Here is a 22,492-nt window from a genome sequence, read left to right as displayed (position 1 = left end):
CAGGAGCGTGAACGCCAGCGGGGCCTGGAGCCGGCTCAGAAGGCGTCCGGGTGCAGCATCTTCGCGACCTTCTCCACGGCCAGGTCGTTGCTGGGACCCAGGTACATCGAGTCGGACAGCGTCACGTAGGTGTTGTTCTCGGCGGCCGGCCACTGGGGGAACTCCTTGAGCAGCTTCTTGGCGTATGCCGCCGGGTCGGGGTCGTTGTAGCTGATGACGACGAGGGCGTCGACGTCGGTGGCGGCCGCCTTCTCCTTGCTCAGGTCGGCGAAGGTGGTCCTGGCAGCGGTCTCGAAGGCGTTGGCGCCTCCGGCCTTGGCGAGGATGTCGTTGATGATGCCGTTGGCGACGACCGAGCTGAAGTCGTTGCTGCCCATGGACATGTTGGAGAAGAGCACCATGACGTTCGGGGTCTTTTCTCCCTTGACCTTTTCGGAGACCGCCGCGATGTTCTTCTCGGACTCGGCGATCAGCTTCTCGGCCCTGTCGCTGACGTTGAAGATCTTTCCCATGTCGCGCAGCAGCTGGTAGCTGTCGGCGACGGTCATCTTGGAGGGGTCGTCGTCGCAGCCCTGCGGGGAGACGTAGCTGCCCGCTCCTACCTGCTTCAGCTGCTCGCGGGTGGCGAAGCCGTTCTTCTGGTCGAAGCCGTACGTGGTGACGGACAGGACGAGGTCGGGGCGCAGGCCGAGCATGGCCTCGCGGGGGATATCGTAGGCCTCGTTGACTTTGACGTTCCCGGTGGGCAGCTTCTTGATGGCCTCGGCCCGGCCCGGCACCTCGGACATGCCGTAACTCTGCTGGTTGGCGACGATCTTGTCCCCGAGGCCGAGGGCAAGCAGCGTGGAGACCTCGGCCACGGAGGCGCCGTTCATGACGACGACACGGCTGGGGGCCTTCGTGAAGGTCTCCTTCTGGCCGCAGTTGTCGAGAGTCACCGGGTAGCCGGTCTTCGCAGCCGCGGTCGCCGTGTCGCTCGCCTTGTCGTCCGACGATGAGCCGCATGCCGCCGTCAGGAGGCAGACTGCTGCGGCCAGGGCGGCGGCGACCGGCCGGTTGATCGGCATGCGGGCTCCTTGCGTGAGGGATGTACGCGTGACGTGAAGGTGTCTGTTGCAGTAGTCGAGGTGAAGTGGCCGTAAGTTCCCGGCACGGTGTTGCCGGTCTCGGTCAGCCCGTAGATCTGGGCGAACTCGCAGTCCAGGACGGCGAGGCTCGCCCCCAGCAGCGCCTGCGAGATCGGGGAGCCGCCGTAGACCGTCTTGCGCAGGGTGGCGAAGTCCCGGGCGCTGACGCCCGGTTCGGTCAGCATCATGCGGAGCATGGCGGGGACCACGCAGACGGTGGTGATGCCGAGACCGCGGATCAGATCCACGGCCTGCCGGGCGGCGAACGCGCGCATCGCCACGACGGTGGTGCCGGCGTTGAAGTTCTGGGTGGCCCACCACAGGCCACCGACATGGAATGCGGGGATGCCGATCAGCGCGATGTCACCGGCCCGCCGGTCGATCCAGTCCAGTCCTTCGCTCGCGAGGGCGTCGCGGATCGCGAAGAAGCTGCGGTGGGCGAGCACGACCCCCTTGGGAAGGCCGGTGGTGCCGCTGGTGTAGAGCTGGGCGACCGGCGTGTCGGGGGTGGGCTCGAACTCCGTTTCCTCATCGGAGTGTTCGGCACGCCACGTGTCGATCGCGCTCACGAGGACGACGGTCTCGGGCGGCTCGGTGGGCAGGCCCTCGGCGATGGGGGTGAACTCCTCCTCCAGGAACAGCAGCCGTATGCAGGCCCCTCCTGGCCGCTACCGCCGTGGCCGGCCGCCGAGTCGGTGTCGCAGTAGGAGTCGGACGAACTGGCCAGGCAGTTCCCACGGCGATCCGGCACGTCGTCCGATCCCTTCGCCGCTCACCGGGCACGGACCGGCCACGAGGCGTGCCGTCGGGTCCCGGTGGCGCGGCCCCTTCCAGGGGGCCGCGCCACCGGGAGCTTCGGCACCGGTGGTCCCGGCGCGGGAAGGCGCCCGGGTCAGGCCGCGTGGCCGCCCGGCGCGTCGGCTTCCTGGAGCAGCCGTCCGAGGGTGGCCCGGGCGCGGGAGACCCGGGAGCGGACCGTGCCGACGGGACAGCCGAGGTGGCCTGCCGCCTCCTCGTACGACAGCCCGACCACCTGGGTCAGCACGAACGCCTCACGGCGTTGCCCGGGCAGCGTCTCCAGGAGGTCGAGCAGGGCCACGCCGTCGTCGAAGCCCGGCAGTCCGCACGGTTGGGTGCGTTCCACCGCCGTCTGCCAGTCGGTGGTGTCCGCGATCCGGGGGCGGACCGCGGCGCGGCGCAGGCTGTCGGCGACCGTGCGACGGGCGATCGACAGCAGCCAGGTACGGGCCGAGGCGCGGCCTTCGTAGCGGTGCAGGCTGCCGAACGCCCGCGCGAAGGTGTCCTGGGCGAGGTCGTGGGCGGTCTGGGGGTCGCCGCTGAGGCGGGCGACGTAGCGCAGCACGTCGCCGTGCAGGGCACGGACGAAGTGGTCGGCCGCGTCGGGGTCCCCGCCACGGGCGGCCAGCGCCCAGGCGGTCGCCGACGCGTCCGCGGCGGCACGATCCACCCGGCAAGCGGGCAGGACAGAGATCATCAGTGATGTCCTCCTCGGGTCTTCCGGGGCCCGGCCCGCACAGGGGCGTGGCTCACCGGCACATGGGGTGCGGCCGTACGCGAGAGGTACGGCGATGCCCGGGGCCGTCAGGAACGTTCTGCTCGCGGTGGCGCGTGGCCGCGCCACCGCGAGGAGCCTGCTGGAAGACCTGCGCGCGAGCGCCGCAGGAAGGGAGGCGGAGCGGGCCCCGGTGGATCCGGCTGTCTCAGCTGACAGCGGCACCCGCGGGCGGCCCCCGGAAGGTGAGGGAACAGCACAGCAGCAGACGCACCGGAGCCGGACAGGCGGCATCGCGGCAGCGGTGCACGGACGGGCGGATGAACGGCGTGGGCAGAGCAAGCAGCAGCCGCAGGGGCGCCGCCAGCCAGGCCGCCGCCGCCCGCAGGACACGGAAGACGGCCCGCTCGCCGTAGGCCAGCCACAGCCCGCACAGGGCCGCGGCCAGGAGGTGCGCGGCGAACATGCCGACCGAGGCGGCACCGCTCATGCCGGCCATGTCGGGCCCGTGCGTCATGCCGGCCATGCCGTGCCCCATGTGCCCCATGTGCCCCATGTGCGCGGACCCCAGGTCCGTGCCGGCCATGGAGCCCATGTCCATGGACCCCATGGAGCCCGGGTCCGTGGCGCTCATGCGCGTGGAGCCGTCGGCCCGGGGCACGGCGGCGGGAGCCGGCACGGATGCGGACACGAGGTTCTGCGCCAGGGAGAAGGTCTCGTGCAGGACCGCCTGTGCGGCGGTCACGACCGCGACGATCACCGTGCGTCCGCGCTCCCGGCCGGCCAGCGACCAGCCGGCCGCGCCGGTCCCGGTCGCCCCCGCCGCCATGGCCCACCAGGGGACGGCGGTCCCCGACATGGTGACGTGTCCGAGGGCGGCGAGCAGCACGCAGGCGGCGGCGAACACGCCGGCCCGCACCGCGCGGCACCACCCTCGGACAGTCATAGTGTGCCCATCCTCGCACCCGGCGCCCGGTGGTCGTCAGGGGATACGGATGAGCACCCGCCTCCCCACTCACCGGCAGGGGCGTGACTCAACTCACCCCAGCACACGGGAACTCGGGGACCGCGGGGAACGACTACCGCGGTTATCCGGCGTCGGCCCCGATGTTCGGCGTGCCCGGAATGGTGGTCCCGTAGTAGTCCACGCCGCCGTTGCCGGACACCGCCACACCCGCACCCAGCGCCGGGGAACCGGACTTGAGGGTGTACGCCTGCGGGCACGGCTGCGGCCCGGCGCCCGAGGCGGGCGACCATGTGCAGGTGCCGCCGGCGCCGGGCGAGGTGAACAGCGGGTCGCCCCACACCGCGCCCGACTCCAGCCCCGCCGCCGCCCACGCGGCGAAGTCGCCGTAGGTCGTGCCGCCCCAGCGCCATCCGGCGGTGTTCGTCCCGTAGTACAGGTTGTGGGACAGTGTCATCCCGGTCTGGTTGTAGGGGTTGTAGTAGAGCTGTCCGGTCTTGCCGAAGCTGCCCTTGTTGGCCATGTGGCAGATGTTGTCCTTGATCTGCGAGCCGCCGGCCCATGTGCCCGCCGCGTAGCCGAACAGGAAGCAGGCGCTGGTGCCGGCCTTCTTGTTGGTGCTCTGGTCCTTGTTGGTGAAGAAGGTGTTGCCGTAGATCGACAGCGCGTTCTTCGGGGCGTTGGGCACCACGTTGAACAGGCCGCCCTGCGCGTTCGCCCAGTCGTCGTTCTCGGACACGTTGTAGCGGAAGGTGTTCGGCCCCCACACCCGCGACCCGGCGGTCGAGGTGTACGCCAGCAGGCCGCTGCCCGCGTTGTGGTGGGTGTAGTTGTACTCCACGACCGAGTTCGTGGTGCCGCCGTCGAGATCGATGCCGTCCCAGTCGCAGCCGGCCGTGTAGTCCGGGACGGGCTGCACGTTGTAGACCTCGTTGTGACGGATCGCCACGTTGTTGGAGGTGTATGACATGATGCCGCTGGCGCCGCCGCACGAGGTCACGTTCGCGCCGATGTCGTGCACCACGTTGTGCTGGATGACCGCGCCGTCCCAGCCGTTCGCGGTGACGGCGGCGCCGGTGCTCTTGGCGGCCATGCCGAGGTGGTACACGGTGTTGCCCTCGACGCGCACGTTGGTGATGTTGACCCCGGAGCCCCAGCCGTAGACACCGGGACCGGCCTGGGAGGTCACGCCGGCGCCGTGCAGTGCGTTGCCGAGGATCTGCACGTCGTCCAGCGGCCCGGTGTTGCCGTTCACCGCGTACCCGAGCACCATGATCTGCCCGCCGAAGGTGCTGCTGCTGCCGCTCGGCGTCGCGAACCCGGAGATGTCCGAACCGGTCACCTTCAGCCCCTTGGTCGCCGTCGACGACCTCTGGTTCTGCAGCAGCACACCGGCCGCGGTCGTCGCGCCGTTGACCAGTTTCACACCGACCAGTTGGAAGCCGCTCACACCGTCGGCGGTGACCGCCGCCGAATAGTCCCCGGTGCAGTCGGAGGTGATAGTGGCCTGCCCGGTGCCGTACGAGGTCACCTTGAACGGTGTCGACGCCGACGAGGCGGGCACGTTGTCACCGTCGAAGACCAAGCAGCCGGAGAACGTCTGCCCGCCCTGGAACGAGACGACACTGCCCTGCGGGAAGGTGAAACCGTTGACCTTCCCGATCGACTTCCACGCCTGGTCCGGCGACAGACCGCTGTTGCCGTCGCTGCCGTTCGGCGACACGTAGTAGGTGGTGGTGGCGGCGTGCGCGGTTCCCGTCGCGGCGCCCGCCAGCAGCAGACCCAGCATTGCCTGGGCCACCATGGCCGCGCATAGTCTTGCCCTCATGCTTCTCCCCTCCGCGCGCCCATGACGACGCACCGACGCGCGGTTGACGACTCGTGGATGAGGCATGCCTCGACAACCACGTCCGGCGCAGCGGAGGTGGCGTCAGGCGACATGTAGCGAAGAGCGACTGCGGACTTCTCCTCGGCGCATCACTCCCTTCGGCCGGGCGGGGTTGCCGCCGCGGGCGGGGGTGGAGGGCGGCGCGGCGGCGGCTGTCGTGCCGCTTTGCCGGTGGTCAGGTGATCAGGAGGGTGTTCCGGGTGTGCGCCCGGGAGCCGGTGCCGGTGTGGAGGTGTATCTCGCCCGGTTCCACGGTGAACGCCCCGGCCGGGTCGTTGGTCCAGTAGCCGAGGTCGTCGGCCCCCAGGGTGAAGCGGACCTCCTTCTCCTCCCCCGCCGCCAGCCGGATCCGGCGGAACCCGCGCAGCCGGCGGACCGGCTGGGTGATGCTCGCGGCCGGATCCTGGACGTAGAGCTGGACCACTTCGTCGCCGGCACGGCCGCCGGTGTTGCGGACCGGGACGGTCACCTCCACTGTCGCGCCGGCCCGCAGTTCCCCGGCCCCGATCCGCTCACGGTTCAGCCGGGGCGCGCCGAGCATGAAAGTGGTGTAGCTCAGGCCGTGGCCGAAGGCGAACTCCGGGCCGTCGGCGAGGTCGAGATACTTCGAGACGTACTTCGCGTCCGCGGCGGCCGGGTCGTAGGGGCGGCCGGTCCGCTCGTGGTTGTAGTACAGCGGGATCTGGCCGACGGCCCGTGGGAAGGTCACGGGCAGTTTGCCGCCCGGGACGACGGCCCCGGTCAGTACGTCCGCGACGGCGGGGCCGGCCTCGATGCCCGGGTGCCAGGCCACCAGGATCGCCGGCACCTCGTCCGCCCAGCCGCCGACGGTGAGGGGGCGTCCTCCGACGAGCACCACCACACAGGGCTTGCCGGTCGCGGCGACGGCGCCGATCAGCTGCTCCTGGGCGCCGGGCAGGCCGAGTTCGCTGCGCACGGCCGCCTCTCCGCTGATCGCGGGCGGTTCGCCCACCACGAGCACGACGGCGTCGGCGGCCTCCGCGGCGGCCACGGCCTCCGCGATGCCGGAGGTGTCGGGCCCTTGCGGGGACACCCCGGCGGCGTGTGTGACGCGGGTGTGGGGCAGTGCCTCGCGCAGCGCGGAAAGGACGGGGACCGCCGCGGGGGCGCCGGGCAGGACCCAGGTGCCGAGCAGGTCACCGGAGTCGGCGAAGGGGCCGACGACGGCGAGCGAGCGCAGCGCCGACGCGTTCAGGGGCAGCACGTCGTCGTCGTTCTTCAGCAGCACCATGCAGCGCGCCGCGGCCGCACGCGCCGCGGCCCGTGTCTCGGCGGTCGGGGCGGTCAGGGCCGCGGACTCCTCGGCGTACGGGCGCTCGAACAGGCCCAGCCGCAGCTTCAGGCGCAGCACCCGGGCCACGGCGTCGTCCAGCCGTTCCTCGCTCAGCGTCCCGGAGGCCAGCAGGGCCCGGCCGTGGTCGACGAAGGTGGTGGACACCATCTCCATGTCCACTCCGGCGGTCAGGGCCCGTCGGGCGGCCTCGGCCTCGTTCGCCGCGTTGCCGTGCGCGATCAGCTCCTGCACACCCGTCCAGTCGCTGACCACGACGCCGTCGAAGCCCCACTCCTGCTTGAGCACGCCGGTCAGGGTGTGCGGGTTGGCGTGTGCCGGTACACCGCTGATGGTGTTGAAGGCGGCCATGACGGTGGCGGCGCCGGCGTCGACGGCGGCACGGAACGGGGGCAGGTAGAGGTTGCGCAGCCGCTGCTCGGACACGTCGACGGTGTTGTAGTCGCGGCCGCCCTCCGCGCCGCCGTAGGCCACGAAGTGCTTGGCGCAGGCGGCGATCCGGTCCGGCGCCGCCAGGTCGGCGCCCTGGTAGCCGCGCACCTTGGCCACCGCGTAGGAGGCGGTCAGATACGGGTCCTCGCCGGTGCTCTCGGCGATCCGGCCCCAGCGTGGCTCGCGGGTGACGTCCATCATCGGGGCGAACGTCCAGTGGGTGCCGTTGGACCGTGCCTCGCGCGCGGAGACCTCGGCGTCCTGCTCCGCCACGGCCGGGTCGAAGGCCGCGGCCTGGGCGAGCGGGATCGGGAATGTGGTGTGGTAGCCGTGGATCACGTCCAGGCCGAAGACCAGCGGGATGCCGAGGCGTGACTCCTCCACGGCGATGCGCTGCAGGGCGTTGCCGGCCGCGGCGCCGACGACGTTGAGCACCGAGCCGAGCAGGCCCTTGCGGGCGGCGGCCTCGGCGGCCTCGGTGTCGGCGCCGCCCGGGCCGGTGTCCCAGGCCCAGGCCAGTTGCTGCAGCTGGCCCAGTTTCTCGTCGACGGTCATCCGGGCCAGGAGTTCCTTGATCCGGGGCTCGTGGTCATGGCCGCTCATGGCGGGTCCTCTCAGATGTGTGATCGGGCCCGCGCCCCGGCTGTCAGGGGACCAGGGGCGCGGGAGCTGTCCGCGGTGCGGCCCGACTGCCGCCCCGGTGGCGTGCGCGGCCGGGCCTCAGTAGTGGTGCGGCCGGCTGCGGATCTCCTCCGGCCAGGCCAGCCGGATGCCGAGCGTGTCGCTGAGCAGCCGCTGGTAGTCGGCCAGTTGGGCCTGGTCGGAGCGGGCCTTGCGGGGTGGCAGGGCCCGGTCGAGGCAGAACGCGGCGAGGGCGCCTGCGGCTTCGCCGATGGACCACTCCACGGGGTGCAGCCGGTAGCAGCCGTTGGTGATGTGCGTGGTGCCGATGTTCTTGTTGGCGGGCAGCAGGTTGTCGACGCGTACGGGGATCAGGGCGCCCAACGGGATCTGGAACGGGTAGGACTCGATGTCGATGTAGGTGCGGCCACCGGTGCTGGGGTGCAGGTCGATGCGGTAGCTGCCGAGGCCGACGCTGTCGTGGAACACCTCGCTCCCGGAGCCCGGCGGCCGGGCCGCGACCCCCACGTGTTGTTCGAGAACGGTGAACTCGGCCTTGATACGGCGCGCTTCGCGGATGTACGGCGTCTTCGCGAGGCCGTCAGCGGTGCCGGTGACATCGGGGCGCAGCCGCAGTCCCGGCCACCCGGTGCCGCCGTCGGGGCGGGGCGCCTCGGTCTGCAGCCAGTACAGGAAGGACAGGGACAGCGCGCGGCTGGCCGCGAGCGCCGCGTGCCGTTGCTCGGCGTCGACACCGAGCAGCGGCGTCTCCCAGTAGTCGATCTGCGGCCAGTTGACGACGGTGAGGTCGGAGGCGAAGGCCCCGGCGGTGAAGTTCTCGCGGGCCAGGATGCGGCGGAACCGCCACAGGTCGAAGTGCTCGCCGGCTTCCCGGTCCGCCCCCATCAGCGCCCAGGTGCGGCGCTTGAGGGTGATCGGGACGACGTCGGTGAAGGAGAGTTGCGGGCCGGGCCAGAACGGGGCGACGGTGGTGCGCCAGTGCTCGTAGGCGGCGGGCCGGTCGATGACATGGTCCTCGCCGGGCCGGTGGTCCAGGGCGAAGCACCAGGACACGGCCTGCTGGTCGTGGGGGTCGGCGGCCTCGGGCGCGTGTGGCTCCCCGGTCTCGTCGCGGCCCTCGGCGCCGATGACGTGCTCGACTCCGGCGAGTTCCAGCAGGTCGCCGAGTTCGGTGGCGTCGGCGACGTAGGCGGCATGCACGGTGATCTCGGGTCCGTCGTGCCGGTGGGCCAGCGTGACGGCCTCGATGCGGTCGCCGTCGGTGTGCGCGGCGACGGGCTCGTAGCCCGTGAGGACGGTGATCGCACCGGAGGACCGCCACGGAGCGAGCATTTCCTCGATGACGGCCACGGCGACGCGCGGTTCGTGGCACATCCGGCTCACGACGCCGAGTCCGGGGTCGAGGAGCGGGTCCCGCGCGGCACCGGGTCTGAGGGGGTAGGCGCGGCGGTAGTAGTCGCGTACCCGGCGGCGCAGTTCGGCGTAGCCGGGCGGGGCGGCCGGACCCTCGATCCAGGGATGCTCGTCGGGCGGTACGGCCTGTGCGGTGAGCTGCCCGCCGAGCCAGTCGGTGGCTTCGGTGAGCACGACCGTACGGCCGAGCCGGGCGGCGGTGAGCGCCGCGGCCACCCCGCCCAGTCCACCGCCGACGACAAGCATCTCGGTTCGCATTTCTGACATGGCGCCTGGGGCTCCTTCTGCCGATGACGGGCGTACCAGGTGGTTGAGCGGTGGTTCGCGCCCGAAGGGGCGCGGGGCTGTATCGATTTGCGGCTCCGCCGCGCGGGCGCGACCAGCCACAACGCTGCCGCACACAACCGACCGCGGATCGCGCCCCCAAGGGGCGCGGGGCTGTATCGATTTGCGGCTCCGCCGCGCGGGCGCGACCAGCCACGACGGCGCCGCACACAACCAACGCCAGGTCGCGCCCCAAAGGTCGCGGCGGTATCGATATCCGGCTCCGCCGCGCGGGCCGCGCCAGGCCACAACGGCGCCGCAGCCGAACGACGGCACAACGCGGCACAACCAGCGGAGCTACACCGCAGCAACCGTGGTGCCCGCGATCACCGGGCATGGCACCAGCAGGCTCCCGGTCCGCTGCTCGGGGTCGTCGAGCATGGCCTGCAGCCGGTCCACGGCGATGCGGCCGATCTCGATGCGGGGGATCACCAGGGAGTCCCACTGCCCGGACAGGTCCGCGGGCGCCGCCTCCAGCACGGCCACGGACACGTCGTCGGGTATCTTCCGCCCCCGGGCGGCCAGTTGCTCGCGCAGGGACTCGGCGAGCCCCACGCTCTCCACCACGATCGCGGTCACCGCGCCGCGCGCCACCTCGTCGAGCCAGGCCGCCTCGATGCCCTGCGCGCCGTGGAAGCCCGGGGAGGTGTCGGTCAGCCCGAGCCGTTCGACGGCCTCCGCGTAGCCGACACGGCGGTCCTCGTAGGGCTCCATCTCCATCCAGTCGCGTACGTAGCCGAGCCGCCGGTGACCGTGTTCCACGAGCCGTTCCACGATCCGCGCGCTCGCCGCCCGGTAGTCGGGGACGATCTGCGGGATCTCGGCGCCGGGCACCTCACGGCGGCCGATGTGGACGAAGGGGTAGCCCTCGTACCAGAGCCGGGCCAGCTCGCCGCGGTCGGTGGAGACACCGAGCAGGATGCTGCCGTCGGCCAGGTTGAGCCGGTTGGTGCCGTTGCGGTAGATCTTGCGCTCGCCGTCGTTGCCGGACCCTGTGGAGGTGAACAGCACCAGGTCGAAGCCGGTCTCCTCGGCCCGCTCCTCGATCCCGAGCAGGAACTCGAAGTAGAAGTCCTCGCGTGCGTGCGGGAAGACGCGCTCGAAGGTGTGCACGCCCAGCAGGTTGTTGCGCTGTTTGCGCATGGCCCGGGCGGCGGGGTTGGCGACGTATCCGAGCTTGCGGACCGCCTCGAAGACCCGCTGCCGGGTTTCCTCCGGGATCCGGGCGGTCGCCGCGTTCCCGCTGATCACGCGGGACACCGCCGACTGGGACACGCCGGCGAGGCGGGCCACGTCCGCCTGGCTGGGTGCCTTGTCACGCCGTCGTGCTGTCACGATGCCCCCTGAAGCGTGTCGCGCCGGGCGGTGGCCGCCGCGGCGTGTGTCGTCTCGGCCAGTTCCCCGGCCCGGCCCTTGACGTGCAGCCAGCACATCGTCCAGTGCCCGTCGCCCAGCTCCGTGCGCGGCGGTGCCTCGCTGCGGCATTCCGGCATCGCGAACGGGCAGCGGGGGTGGAACCGGCAGCCCGTCGGCGGGTCGATCAGGCTGGGTGGCTCGCCCAGCTCGTCGGCCCCCGCGAAGAGCGCGTCGCGGTCGCCCACTCCGCGCTCGGGGTCCGGGGAGGACTCTATGAGCAGTTTGGTGTACGGGTGCTGCGGAGCGGCGATCAGGTCCTCCTTGGGGCCGGACTCCACCATCTGCCCGGCGTACATCACGGCGATCTCGTCGCACAGGTAGCGTGCGCTGGCGATGTCGTGCGTGATGTACAGCAGCGCCAGGCCGTCCTCGGTGCGCAGCCGCTGGAGCAGGTTGAGCATCTCCAGCCGGATCGACACGTCCAGCATGGAGATCGGCTCGTCCCCGAGCAGGACCTTGGGCCGCACGGCGAGCGCGCGGGCGATCACGACGCGCTGGCGCTGTCCGCCGGAGAGCTCGTGCGGGAACTTCGCCGCGAAGTCCGCGGCCGGGGTGAGGCCGATCCGTTCCAGCAGCTCCGTGATCCGCTGCTCGCGCCCGGCGGCGGTCAGCCGCGGCTGGTGCAGGCGCAGCGCGCGGTCGAGGTTGTAGTGGACGCGGTGCAGCGGGTTCAGCGACCCGAAGGGGTCCTGGAAGATCAGCTGCACCTCGGAGTGATAGGCGCGCCGGGCCCGCCGGCTGCCGCTCACGGGCTCACCGCGCAGCACGATCTCGCCCCGTGTCGGTTCGTGGAAGCGGGCCAGCAGCCGGGCGAGGGTCGTCTTTCCACTGCCGCTCTCCCCCACCAGCGCCAGGATCTGACCGGGTCTCAGGCGTACGGTCGCGTCCTCGACGGCCCGGACGACGGAGGTGCGGCCGAGTTGGCCGCGGACGGTGAAGTGCTTGGAGACGTTCCGTGCTTCCAGGACGTACGCCGGTTCCTCGTCCGGCTCTGCCGCCCGCGCCGTCTGCCCCGCGGCGGCGGCCGCCTCCTCGTGCAGGGACTTGCTCATCGGGTCCCGCCTTTCGTCTCACGGCCGGTCTCATTGAGCAGGCAGGCCGCCTCGTGCCCTGGTTCGGGTCCGACCGGCAGCAGTGCCGGCAGCCGCTCGTCGCAGCCCTCGGTGCGCCGCGCGCAGCGTGGGTGGAACGGGCAGCCGGCCGGTGGGCGGCGCAGGTCGGGTGGGGTGCCGGGGATGCCGCGCAGGGTCCGCAGCGGGGCACGCAACGGCGGGAAGGAGTCCCGCAGTCCCTGGGTGTAGGGGTGTTTCGGGGTGCTGTAGAGGGCTGCCGCCTCGCCCACTTCGACGATGCGTCCGGCGTACATGATGGCGATGCGGTCGGCGAGTTCCAGCAGCAGCGACAGGTCGTGTGTGACGAAGACGACCGCGAAGCCCAACTCCCGGCGCAGCCGCAGCACATGGGCGAGGATCTGGCGCTGCATCACGACGTCCACGGCGGTCGTCGGCTCGTCCATCACCACCAGTTCGGGGCGGCAGGCCAGGGCCAGGGCGATGGCGGCGCGCTGGCGCATCCCGCCGGAGAGCTGGTGCGGATAGTCGCGGACCCGGTCGGCGGAGATGCCGACCAGGGCGAGCAGGTCCGCCGCCCGTGACCAGGCGTCCCGCTTGGTCATCGAGCGGTCGCGGGCCCGCAGGACGTCGGCGAACTGGTCGCCGATCCGCATCACCGGATTGAGCGCGTCCATCGCGGACTGCAGCACGATGGACAGCGCCGTCCACCGGTAGCGGCGCAACCGCCTGCCGTCGAGCGCCATGAGGTCGACGGGTGGGGCGCCGTCGCGGCCGTGGAAGAGGACCTGGCCCGCGGTGGTGACGGCGGGCGGGCGCTGCAGCCGGGTCAGCGCGGTGATCAAGGTGGACTTCCCTGAGCCCGACTCTCCCGCGACACCCAGGATCTCGCCCCGGTGCAGGGTGAAGGAGACGTCGGAGCAGGCGCGCACGGGGACGCCGCCGGTGGCGTACTCGACGGTCAGGCCACGGACCTCCAGGACGGCCTGCCCGGCGGGGGCCATGGACGGCCTGTGCTGCTCGGTCTGTACGGTCATCGCAATCCGCCTCCGGGCTGCACGGTCGTCGAACACGGCGGTAGGGAACACGCGGTCAGCGAACACGGCGGTACACAAGACGCGGTCAGCGAACACGGCGGTGCGGAACAGGCGGTCATCGCATCCCACCGCCCGCCCGCGCGAGCCGCTTGGCGCGCCGCACCCTCACGGGGCGTGCGGCCCGCAGCTTGGGGTTGGCGAGTTCGTCGACGCCGAAGTTGACCAGGGCCGCCGCCGTACCGATCAGGGCGATGCACAGGCCGGGCGGTACGAACCACCACCACAGGCCGCGCAGGACGGCACTCTGCTGCTGCGCCGACTGGATCATCGTGCCCCAGCTGATCGCCGAGGAGTCGGAGATGCCGAGGAACGCGAGTCCCGCCTCGGCCATCACCGCGCCGATCATCGCGTGCAGGAACATGGACGCGATGAGGCCGGTCAGATGGGGCAGCACTTCGGCGAAGACCAGTCGGCGGCCGCGTTCGCCGAGCATCCGCATGGCCCGTACGAAGTCACGGTTGGCGATGCTGAGCGCCTGGGCGCGCAGCGTGCGTGCCCCGCCGGACCAGCCGAAGAAGCCGATGATCAGGGCGATGGTGGTGAGCCCGGTGCCCTGCAGATAGCCGGCCACGATCAGGACGAGCGGCAGTACCGGCAGGACGAGGAACAGGTTCGTCAGGAAGTTCAGGGCGGCGTCCACCCGGCCGCCGTAGTACCCGGCCGGTACCCCGACCAGGATCGCCATGGCCGTGCCGACCACCGCGCCGAGCAGCCCGACATACATCGAGCCGCGGGCGCCGGCGATGACCTGGGCGAGGACGTCCTGCCCGAACTGGTTGGTGCCCAGCAGGTGTGCGGCGCTGGGCGGCCGGGCGATGACGCTGGTGTCGTTGGCGCGCGGGTCGAGGCCCAGCAGGCTGTGTGCCAGCCAGGGGCCGAGCACGGCCAGCAGACAGAAGAAGGCCAGTACGGCGAGTCCGGTGCGGACCTTCCAGCCGGTGAGGAACACGGTGCCCAACGCCCGTCACCCTCCTTCTCTGATACGCGGGTCGAGCAGGGCGTACACCGAGTCGGCCAGCAGGTTGGCCAGCAGGACGGTGAGCATGATGAGGAAGAAGACTCCTTGCATGACCGGGTAGTCGCGCTGCTGGAGCGAGGTGTAGAGCAGATAGCCGATGCCCGGGTAGTTGAAGACGACCTCGGTGAGCAGGGCACCGCCGACGACGTGGCCGAGGGCGAGGGCGAAACCGGTGAAGTTCGGCAGGACTGCGTTGCGGGCGGCGTAGCGGAGCAGCACCCTTCGGCCGGACAGGCCCTTGGCCTGGGCGAGCAGGACGTAGTCCTCACGGACGGTGGTCACCGTCATGTTGCGCATGCCGAGCAGCCAGCCGCCGAAGGCCGAGAACACGATGGTCGCCGCGGGCAGCGCCCCGTAGTGCAGCACGCTGAGGAGGAACGACGGGGAGAAGCCGATCGGCAGGTCGGCGTCGTATCCCCCGGACAGCGGGAACCAGCCCAGCAGGAAGGCGAACAGCCACAGTCCGAGCAGCGCCATCCAGAAGTACGGGATGGCCGAGACGAACGTGGTGAGCGGGCTGACGACGGTGTCGAAGCGGCCGCCCGCCTTCCAGCCGGCCACCGCTCCGATGCCCGTGCCCAGCACGAACGCGATCACCGTGGTCGTGCCGACGAGCAGCAGCGTCCAGGGCAGGCCCTGCCACAGCAGGTCGCTCACGGGGGTGGGGAAGTTGCTGATCGAGATGCCGAGATCGAAGTGCGCCAGCCGGCCCAGGTAGTCGAGGTACTGGCGGCCGAGGTTGGCGCCCGGTTCGCCGAAGACCTTCTGGATCGACTCCAGGGCGCTCGGCGACAGTTGCTGGCCGCTGACACGCTGGAGCTTGTCGACGATCGCGGCGGACGGGTCGCCCGGCATCAGTCGCGGCAGGAAGAAGTTCAGGGTGATCGCCGACCAGGCGGCGGCCAGGTAGAAGCCGAGGCGACGGGCCAGGAATCCCCAGCGGCGCGGGGCCCTGGCACGGCCCGCGGCGGGCGCGGCGGAGGCGGCGGGGGCGGTCACCGCGGTCACTTGGCGGCCTGCTTCAGGTTCAGGAGGGTGAGCGTGGTGTCGGGGCCGAGGCCGGGGAACGGCACGTAGGAGAAGTGCTCCGGGGTGGGCCAGCCGGCCCAGTGACCGGCGTTGATGGCTATGAACCAGTAGCTGTTGTAGATGGGGCTGTACGGCACCTGTTCGGCGAGGATCTTCTGGAGCTCGTGCCCCGCGCTCCTCGTCACCGCGGGTTCGTTCGTCCCCAGCAACTTTCCGAGCGCGGCATCGGTGGCCTCGTCCTTCCAGCGCCCGAAGTTGGTGGCGGCCTTCTCACCCAGCGGGCGGTAGGCCCGGCTGCTCAGCGCGCTGTAGATGCCGCCGATGCCGGCACCGAAGGTGAAGTTGATGGTGAGGTCGAACTCGCCGGTCTGCTGCTGCTCGAAGAGGTTGGCACCGGGGGCCCCGACGGACTTCACGTTGATCCCGAGGTGTCGCTGCCAGCTGCGGATCATGATGTTGGCGTACGGGTCCCAGCCGTAGTCCTGGTTGAACGAGAGCTTCGGTGCGTAGGACTTGCCGTCCTTGACCAGTTTGCCGCCCTCGACCTTGAAGCCGCTCAGCGCCAGCTCCTTCTGCGCTCCGGCGGCGTCCACCGGCTGCACCTTGTGGCGGTACTCGGGCAGGATCGCATCGCCGAAGACCTCGTCGACCAGTCCGGTGGGACCGGCCTCCGTACCGGGACGCTGCAGCGTGGTGACGATGTCCTTGCGCGGAACCGTCATCGCCAGCGCCCGGCGCAGATGGACATTGTCGAAGGGTGCCTTGGCGGTGTTGAAGAAGAGGGCGTAGGTGCCACCGGTTGCGTACTTCTGATACAGGTGGCGCGTCGGGTCCTTCGCGACGTACTCCTGCTCGGCTCCGTTCCAGGCCACGAGCGCCCAGTCCACGTCACCGCGCAGCAGTTGGGCCCGTACGGCGTCTCCGCTGGTCGGGACGATCTTGAGCTGCTGCACGGCGAACCGGCCGCCCCAGTAGTCGCTCCGGGCGGCCAGGGTGACCTGCTGGGGTGCGAACCGCTCCAGGGTGAAGGGACCGGTGCCCACCGGGTCGGGGTTGGTCCAGCTCTTGAGGTCCTTCCCCTCCCAGATGTGCCGGGGCACGACCGGCACCTGCACCGATGCGAGCTGACCCAGTTCGCTGAAGGCCGGCCGCTTCCAGTGCAGGGTGACGGTGGTGGCGTCCTTCTTCACGACGCGGTCGTAGGTGGTGCCACCGGTGTTGAACTCGGGGTCCTTCAGCGGAATGCCCAGTGAGAAGGCCACGTCATCGGCGGTCATCGGCTTGCCGTCCGAGAACGTCACGTCGTCGCGCAGTCTCACGGTGAGGGTGGTGCCCGACTCGTCGAACTCCAGGCTCCTGGCCAGCCAGGGCTTGACCTTCGCGCCGTCGCTGTAGTCGATCCGCGCCAGCGGCTCATAGATCAACTCGTTGTTGGGTGACTTCTGGACGGCCGGGCCGAACATGTTGTAGTTGCGGATGAACGTCGTCCCGCCGTCGGTCTTGCCGAACACGAGCGCCCGTGTGCCTTTCCCGCCCGCCCCGGTTCCGCCGGTACCGGCCGTGCAGGCACTCGCTCCGAGGGGGATCGCCACGGCCGCCGCCGCGGTGCGCGCTAGGAAGGCTCTTCTCGTGGGCATGGCTGACTCCTGGCTCCTCGTGAGGGCGGTGCGGGGCGCATAGGAAGGTGCTCATACGTATGAGCATCAGCTGTCGGAGACTCCCGAACTCTGCTTCTACGTATGACCAGGGAACGTACGGAGGTTGCGACACGGCGTCAAGAGTGTGACGTCAAGGTTTTTTGAGCCAACATCAAGCCGCTTGCGGGCTCAACGGGACAGCGGCGGGGACGACTTGCCAGCCACGGCGGATTCGGCCTGCGGCCGGCAGGAGGCTGCTGCGACGCTCCGCCGCCGGCGTCAGCCCACGCATTGACACCCCGGCGCGGCCCGCCTACGTTGAGCGTCCTTGGGTGCGCAGCATCGCTTGCCGCCGCACCGATGCCGCATGGGGCAGCATGACGGGACGTCGTGCGTGCCCCCTTCCTCCCGCTGACGTCCGGACTTCCGATCCCGCACGTTCTCGTGGGCAAGCCGCCCCACCGCGCCGGCCGCCGCACACCCCGTCCCGGCCCCGGCCGCCGCGGCTGACCGCACCGGCCCCACCGATTCGACACCCCGCAGCTCAGGACCGAGGAGTACCGCCATGCCGCGATCCGACCGTGCGCACCCCGCATGGGGCCGAGTCCGGCGTCCCGCCTACGGCGCCGACTACAACCCGGAGCAGTGGGACAGGGCGACCCGGAAGGACGATGTCCGTCTGATGCGCGAGGCCGGCGTCAACCTGGTGACTCTTGGCGTCTTCGCCTGGTCCTGGATCGAACCCGGGCCGGACACCTTCGACTTCTCAGGACTCGACGAGGTCATCGCCCTGCTGCACGAGTCGGGCATCGCCGTCGACCTGGCCACACCGACCGCCGCGCCCCCATTGTGGTTCTCGCACGCTCACCCCGAATCGCTGCCGGTGACAGCCGACGGGCGGACGCTCGCGCCCGGCTCCCGTCAGGCGTACTGCCCCTCGTCACCGGCCTACCGGGAACGCGCCGCGCTGGTCACCCGCCGCCTCGCCGAACGCTACGGCGACCACCCCGCCGTGGTGATGTGGCACATCAACAACGAGTACGCCAACGCCAACGCCCATTGCTGGTGCGCGGCTTCGGCCGACGCGTTCCGCGACTGGCTGCGCACCAGGTACGGCGACGACCTGGACGTGCTCAACGACCGCTGGGGAACGGCGGTCTGGGGCATGCGGTACAGCGACTGGGACCAGGTCGTACCTCCACGCACCAGCACCGGCGGCCTCTCGCCCGGCCTGTGGATGGATTTCTACCGCTTCAGCGACGCCGAACATCTGGACTGTTTCCGCGCCGAGCGTGACATCGTGCGCACCCACTCCCCCGGGCGCTCCGTCACCACCAACTTCATGGCCGGCGCGCTGCGTTGGAGCGACTACTGGCGCTGGGCGCGCGAGGTCGACATCGTCTCCAGCGACCACTACCTGATGTCCGAGGACCCCGACCGCGCCGCCGACCTCGCCTTCGCCGCCGACCTCACCCGTTCGCTGGCCGGCGGACAGCCCTGGATGCTCATGGAGCACTCCACCTCCGCGGTGCAGTGGCAGCCCCGCAACCTCGCCAAGGCTCCCGGGGAAATGGCCCGCAACACCCTGACCCATCTCGCCCGCGGCGCGGACGGCGCCCTGTTCTTCCAGTGGCGCCAGTCCGCCTACGGCCCGGAGAAATGGCATTCGGCGATGGTCCCCCACGGCGGGGAGGACACCAGGATCTTTCGGGAGGCCAAAGCACTCGGCAACACGGTGGCCGGCCTCGCGGACATCGCCGGCAGCACCTGCCCGCCCGCCGACATAGCCCTGCTGCTCGACTACGAAGCCATGTGGGCCCTGCACCTGCCCCACCGGCCCAGCGGCGACCTGACCTGCGGCGATGCGCTGCGTGACTGGCACCGTGCGCTGTGGACCGTGGGACTGCCCTGCGACCTGGTGCCCGCCCCCGGCGAACACCGCCTCCTGCTGGTGCCCTCGCTCTACGCCCTGTCCACCGCCACGGCCCGGGCGTTGGAGGACTATGCGGCACGCGGCGGCCATCTGGTCGTCGGTCCCTTCAGCGGTGTGGCCGACCCGCACGACCGCGTGCACCCCGGCCCGTATCCCGGCGCGCTGCGTGATCTGCTCGGCCTGCGGGTGGACGAGTACCTTCCGCTCGCTGCCGGCGGGACGGTCGGCCTGGACGACGGCTCGACCGGCCGTCTGTGGGCCGAACGCGTCCTGCCCGACCCGGGCACGGAGGTGGAGTGCCGGTTCACCGACGGCCCCGCGGAGGCAGGCCCGGCGATTCTCCGCCGCGGCACCACCCGCTACCTCGCCACCCGCCCGGCACACTCCTCCCTGCTGCGGCTGCTCCCCCAGTGGGCCGCGCACGCCGGCTGTGCCCCGCCGGTCGGGGGCGCCGGACATGGAGTCGAGGTCACCCGGCGGACCGCACCCGACGGCAGGTCCTGGCTCTTCGCCGTGAACCACACCGGGCGGCCGGCGCGGGTCGCCGCAACGGGAGTCGACCTGTTCTCCGGCGTCCGCTCGGCAGGCGAGGTCACCGTCCCGGCGGGGGACGTCGCCGTACTGGTCGAGACCCCTCGGTGACCTGGCCGAGCGGAGCCGCCGGCACCCGGTGCCACCGCACACCCAACAAGCCCTGACAGCATGCGCGATTCAGCGAAGGCACGTATTCCCGCGGCCTTCGGTCGCGTCCGACAGAGAGGTGATCCATGAAGGCCCGACTGTTCGCCGTCATAGGTGCGCTGGTCCTGGGAGTCGTTCCGGGCACCGCCTCCGCGGTGGCCGACCGAGCTTCCGTCGCAGCGGTGGGAGGTGATCCCCTGGCCGCGCAGCCGGTGCTGCTCAACCAGAGCGGCTTCGGCCTCGGCGAGTCCAAGCGGTTCACCGCACCGCGGGCCGAGGACGGCGCGCGGTTCACGGTCACCGACACATCCGGCAGCATCAGATACCGGGGCGAGGTCAAGGGCGGCGTAGGCGAGTTCACCGCGTTCGACCCGCGCGATGCGGGCGACTTCGTCGTCACCGTCACGGGAGTGGCCGGTGTGGGCACCTCCGTGCCCTTCGGGATCGGCGCGTACTGGATCGACCGGGTGTCCTATCGGCGTGCCCTTGAGTTCATGGCGGGCAGCCGGTGCTACTTCGGTGACTCCACCCGCAAGACGGCCGAGCCGGTCAGCGACGAGTACGGCCCGCGCGACTGCATGAAGGGTGTGGCCTGGCGCGACGCGGCTCACTACTCGCGGGAGATCCAGACCCTCGTCGACATGTATCTGGCCAACCCCAGTGCGTTCGAGCAGATACATGTGGACGGCGCCGACTCCACGGGGCTTCCGGTGACACTGCCGGAAGGCACCCCGGACATCGTGCGTCTCATCTACTGGGGTGTCGAGCTGCTTCTGCAAGGAGACGTCAACGATCCCCAGTTGAAGGAGCAGTTGGCCGCGTTCGTGTACGCCTACCCGCAACTCGGCCAGTACATTCCGGCCTCGGTCTACCGGCGGGCCTGCGATCACCTTTTCTCCTCCTGGGGTGGCCCTGCTCGCGATCGGTACCACTGGCAGGCGTTCACACCCCACACGGGCGACCTGTTCCAGGTGTACAAGCAGGTGGGGACGGGAAAGGGGGAGCTGGCTCCGGGTCATTCGGTGTGGCCGAACCTGATGATGTACGAGGTGGCGCAACGCGAGGGCCGTGATGATGCCGGCCGCTATCTGCGTGCCGCTCAGGAGCAGGCCGCCTGGCTGATCGACAACCTGGACCTCTCGGATCCGCGGGTGACCAAGGGCCAGCGGCAGAGTGAGTACGTACTGATCACCGGACTGGTGCAGTTCGCCGAGATGTATCCGGGCGAGTCACCGAAGGGCATCAGGCGGTTCGTCCGGGACTGGGCTCACCTGGTGGTCGACCGCTCGGCCAATCTGTGGGACTTCCGCCGGTACTCCGACGACCGCTGGACGATCCCGGCCTTCACCGGGGGCGGCGCCGACGACCCCAACGAGGTCGGGAACGTGGCTGGTTTCTCCGCGCCGGCACTGGCCGCCGCCCGGCTGCTGGGCGACGATCCGCTGGCCGGCCGACTCCGCGAGATCGCCACGGCGCAGGTCGACAACATCTTCGGCCGCAACCCCACAGGGCGGCACGCTTCGTACGACGCCCCCGACGAACAGGTGGGATTCGAGGGCGTGGAGCACGGATGGTTCTCCGAGTACTACGGTGGCGCGGGGCTGCTGGAGCATGTGCCCGGCGTACTCGACGGAAGCCCGAAGAACGGGCACTACCCCTTCCATCCGGAGCAGGGCAACATCGGGCACACCGAGGGCTGGGTCGCCTTCAACACCGCATGGAACGAGGCGCTGGCCTGGCGGGCGGCCGACCAGTCGCACCTCGAGGTGAGCACCCACGACCGTACCCCCGCACATGTCGTGCGCAGCGATGCGAAGGTGCGGGTCGACCTGGCCGCGCCCTTGAACCTGGACGCCGACGCCGTCGACCGGGGCACCGTCGATGTGCGCGTGGGCGACCGCGGCACCAAGCCCCTGACCGTCACACAGACCGCGAAGAACTCGAAGACGTTCAGTGCCACCCTCAGCCTGCCGGCACTGGGCGCCAGACCTCACGACGTGATCACCGTGACCTACGGCCATGGACCGTTCACGCGGTCGTACTCCTTCACCGTGGCCGGCCCGGAACCCGACACCCACTGACGGCCACACCCTGGATCGGCCCGCGCCTGCACAGCGGCATGCGGCTCAGCCGAGGGCGAGGAGGACGGTGGCCGCCGCCGCGCCCAGCAGGCCGGCGACCTGGCCCCGGTCGACCCGCTCGTGCAGCACGGAGAGTCCCAGGATCACCGGCAGGGCCGGGTACAGGGAGGCAAGGACGACGGCGACCGCGAGCATCTGCTGTCGAGTCGCGAGCAGGTACAGCATCAGCGCCAGGGCCGCGCCCGCTCCGGTCAGGATCGCTTGGGCACGGTGCGTCGCGGGAACTCCTCGGTGCCGCAGTGCGGTGGGCAGCAGGACCGCGACGGCGGCGAGGCGGCCTGCGGCCACCGGCCACAGCCCGGTCGAGGGCCCGGCCTGGGCGAGTGCCAGGTACTGCACGGCGACCCCGATGCTCGCCGACAGGCCGTCCCAGGTGCCTCGGCCCTTGGTCGCGTCCGGGCTGCCCGGGGAGGCGGTCCGCCCGCCGGAGACGAGCCACAGGGCGGGCGCCGTGACGGCGATGCCCGCCCAGGCCAGGGGTGTGGGCCGATCACCGAGGACGAGAACTCCGCCTAATACGGAGAGGACCACGGACGTGACGGCGCTGACGGGCACCACCACGCTCATCGCACCGCGGCTCAGCCCACGGTTGAGCTACAGCATGGCGACGGCGCTGCCGACACCGGAGATGGCTCCCCAGCAAAGGTCGGCAAGGTGGACGGAGAGGGCCGGGACGAGAAGGGCGGCCCCTACGGCGAACAGCAGCCCGCCGAGCTGACCGAGAAAAGTGACCGTGGTGAAGTGGACACGGCGGGACAGGATCCCCCCGACGAAGTCGACGATGCCGTAGCACACGGCGGAGGTCAGCGCGAAAAGGACACCCATTCGCTCAAAGGTGCCCCGATGGGAGGACTC

17 protein-coding genes are annotated in these 22,492 nt (G+C 70.9%); 2 read left to right on the top strand and 15 right to left on the bottom strand.

The genetic code is table 11. From position 1 onward, the window contains the following. Positions 1-35: 35 nt before the first annotated feature. The 13 genes from ACIRFL_RS15455 to ACIRFL_RS15395 form a co-directional block, all read right to left on the bottom strand. Positions 36-1,067, bottom strand: a complete 1,032-nt coding sequence (locus ACIRFL_RS15455; protein WP_404028403.1) for an ABC transporter substrate-binding protein — start codon at positions 1,065-1,067, stop codon at positions 36-38. Further along, the gene (locus ACIRFL_RS15450; RefSeq protein WP_404028667.1) at positions 1,013-1,729 is read right to left on the bottom strand and encodes an AMP-binding protein; all 717 of its coding nucleotides are present in this window, start codon (positions 1,727-1,729) and stop codon (positions 1,013-1,015) included. The genes ACIRFL_RS15455 and ACIRFL_RS15450 overlap by 55 nt, the downstream gene beginning before the upstream one ends. Before the next feature lie 290 nt (positions 1,730-2,019). Beyond that, positions 2,020-2,622: an RNA polymerase sigma factor gene (locus ACIRFL_RS15445; RefSeq protein WP_404028401.1), complete on the bottom strand. Its 603-nt coding sequence runs from the start codon at positions 2,620-2,622 to the stop codon at positions 2,020-2,022. A gap of 226 nt (positions 2,623-2,848) precedes the next feature. Beyond that, on the bottom strand, positions 2,849-3,586 hold the full coding sequence (locus tag ACIRFL_RS15440; protein ID WP_404028399.1) for a hypothetical protein: 738 nt from the start codon (positions 3,584-3,586) through the stop codon (positions 2,849-2,851). A 142-nt stretch (positions 3,587-3,728) separates the two neighbouring features. After that, complete coding sequence (locus ACIRFL_RS15435) at positions 3,729-5,408, bottom strand: right-handed parallel beta-helix repeat-containing protein (RefSeq protein ID WP_404028397.1); 1,680 nt, start codon at positions 5,406-5,408, stop codon at positions 3,729-3,731. Between the two features lie 259 nt (positions 5,409-5,667). Then, complete coding sequence (locus tag ACIRFL_RS15430) at positions 5,668-7,839, bottom strand: glycoside hydrolase family 3 N-terminal domain-containing protein (RefSeq protein WP_404028394.1); 2,172 nt, start codon at positions 7,837-7,839, stop codon at positions 5,668-5,670. 117 nt (positions 7,840-7,956) lie between these two features. Continuing rightward, positions 7,957-9,549, bottom strand: coding sequence for an FAD-dependent oxidoreductase (locus ACIRFL_RS15425; RefSeq protein ID WP_404028664.1), 1,593 nt, complete (start codon positions 9,547-9,549; stop codon positions 7,957-7,959). A 363-nt stretch (positions 9,550-9,912) separates the two neighbouring features. Continuing rightward, positions 9,913-10,950: a LacI family DNA-binding transcriptional regulator gene (locus ACIRFL_RS15420; RefSeq protein WP_404028392.1), complete on the bottom strand. Its 1,038-nt coding sequence runs from the start codon at positions 10,948-10,950 to the stop codon at positions 9,913-9,915. Next, entirely contained in the window at positions 10,947-12,083 is a 1,137-nt protein-coding gene (locus tag ACIRFL_RS15415; RefSeq protein ID WP_404028389.1) for an ABC transporter ATP-binding protein, read from the bottom strand. Before ACIRFL_RS15415 ends, ACIRFL_RS15420 begins: the two co-directional genes overlap by 4 nt. Further along, positions 12,080-13,138 (bottom strand): ABC transporter ATP-binding protein, encoded by a 1,059-nt coding sequence (locus ACIRFL_RS15410; protein WP_404028388.1) that lies wholly within the window; start codon positions 13,136-13,138, stop codon positions 12,080-12,082. The genes ACIRFL_RS15415 and ACIRFL_RS15410 overlap by 4 nt, the downstream gene beginning before the upstream one ends. A 115-nt stretch (positions 13,139-13,253) precedes the next feature. Then, positions 13,254-14,147 carry an ABC transporter permease gene (locus ACIRFL_RS15405; RefSeq protein ID WP_404028661.1) on the bottom strand — a complete coding sequence of 298 codons (894 nt, stop codon included), beginning with the start codon at positions 14,145-14,147 and terminating at the stop codon, positions 13,254-13,256. A gap of 15 nt (positions 14,148-14,162) precedes the next feature. Next, a complete protein-coding gene (locus tag ACIRFL_RS15400) occupies positions 14,163-15,146 on the bottom strand; it encodes an ABC transporter permease (protein ID WP_404028658.1) in 984 nt (327 codons plus the stop codon). Positions 15,147-15,220: 74 nt separating this feature from the next. Beyond that, on the bottom strand, positions 15,221-16,882 hold the full coding sequence (locus ACIRFL_RS15395; RefSeq protein WP_404028385.1) for an ABC transporter substrate-binding protein: 1,662 nt from the start codon (positions 16,880-16,882) through the stop codon (positions 15,221-15,223). A gap of 565 nt (positions 16,883-17,447) precedes the next feature. Between ACIRFL_RS15395 and ACIRFL_RS15390 the strand changes: the two genes are divergently transcribed. Beyond that, positions 17,448-19,457, top strand: a complete 2,010-nt coding sequence (locus ACIRFL_RS15390; RefSeq protein ID WP_404028382.1) for a beta-galactosidase — start codon at positions 17,448-17,450, stop codon at positions 19,455-19,457. Positions 19,458-19,582: 125 nt separating this feature from the next. Next, positions 19,583-21,577, top strand: coding sequence for a hypothetical protein (locus ACIRFL_RS15385; protein ID WP_404028379.1), 1,995 nt, complete (start codon positions 19,583-19,585; stop codon positions 21,575-21,577). Positions 21,578-21,622: 45 nt separating this feature from the next. On the opposite strand, the gene ACIRFL_RS15380 is transcribed toward ACIRFL_RS15385, so the two are convergent. After that, positions 21,623-22,204, bottom strand: coding sequence for an EamA family transporter (locus ACIRFL_RS15380; protein WP_404028376.1), 582 nt, complete (start codon positions 22,202-22,204; stop codon positions 21,623-21,625). A 27-nt stretch (positions 22,205-22,231) separates the two neighbouring features. Beyond that, positions 22,232-22,462, bottom strand: a complete 231-nt coding sequence (locus tag ACIRFL_RS15375; protein WP_404028373.1) for a hypothetical protein — start codon at positions 22,460-22,462, stop codon at positions 22,232-22,234. Positions 22,463-22,492 lie beyond the last annotated feature (30 nt).

Origin of the sequence: Streptomyces sp. NPDC102462 (assembly GCF_044765425.1) — a bacterium.
GTDB lineage: Bacteria > Actinomycetota > Actinomycetes > Streptomycetales > Streptomycetaceae > Streptomyces.
This window is presented reverse-complemented; position numbering and strand designations above follow the sequence as displayed.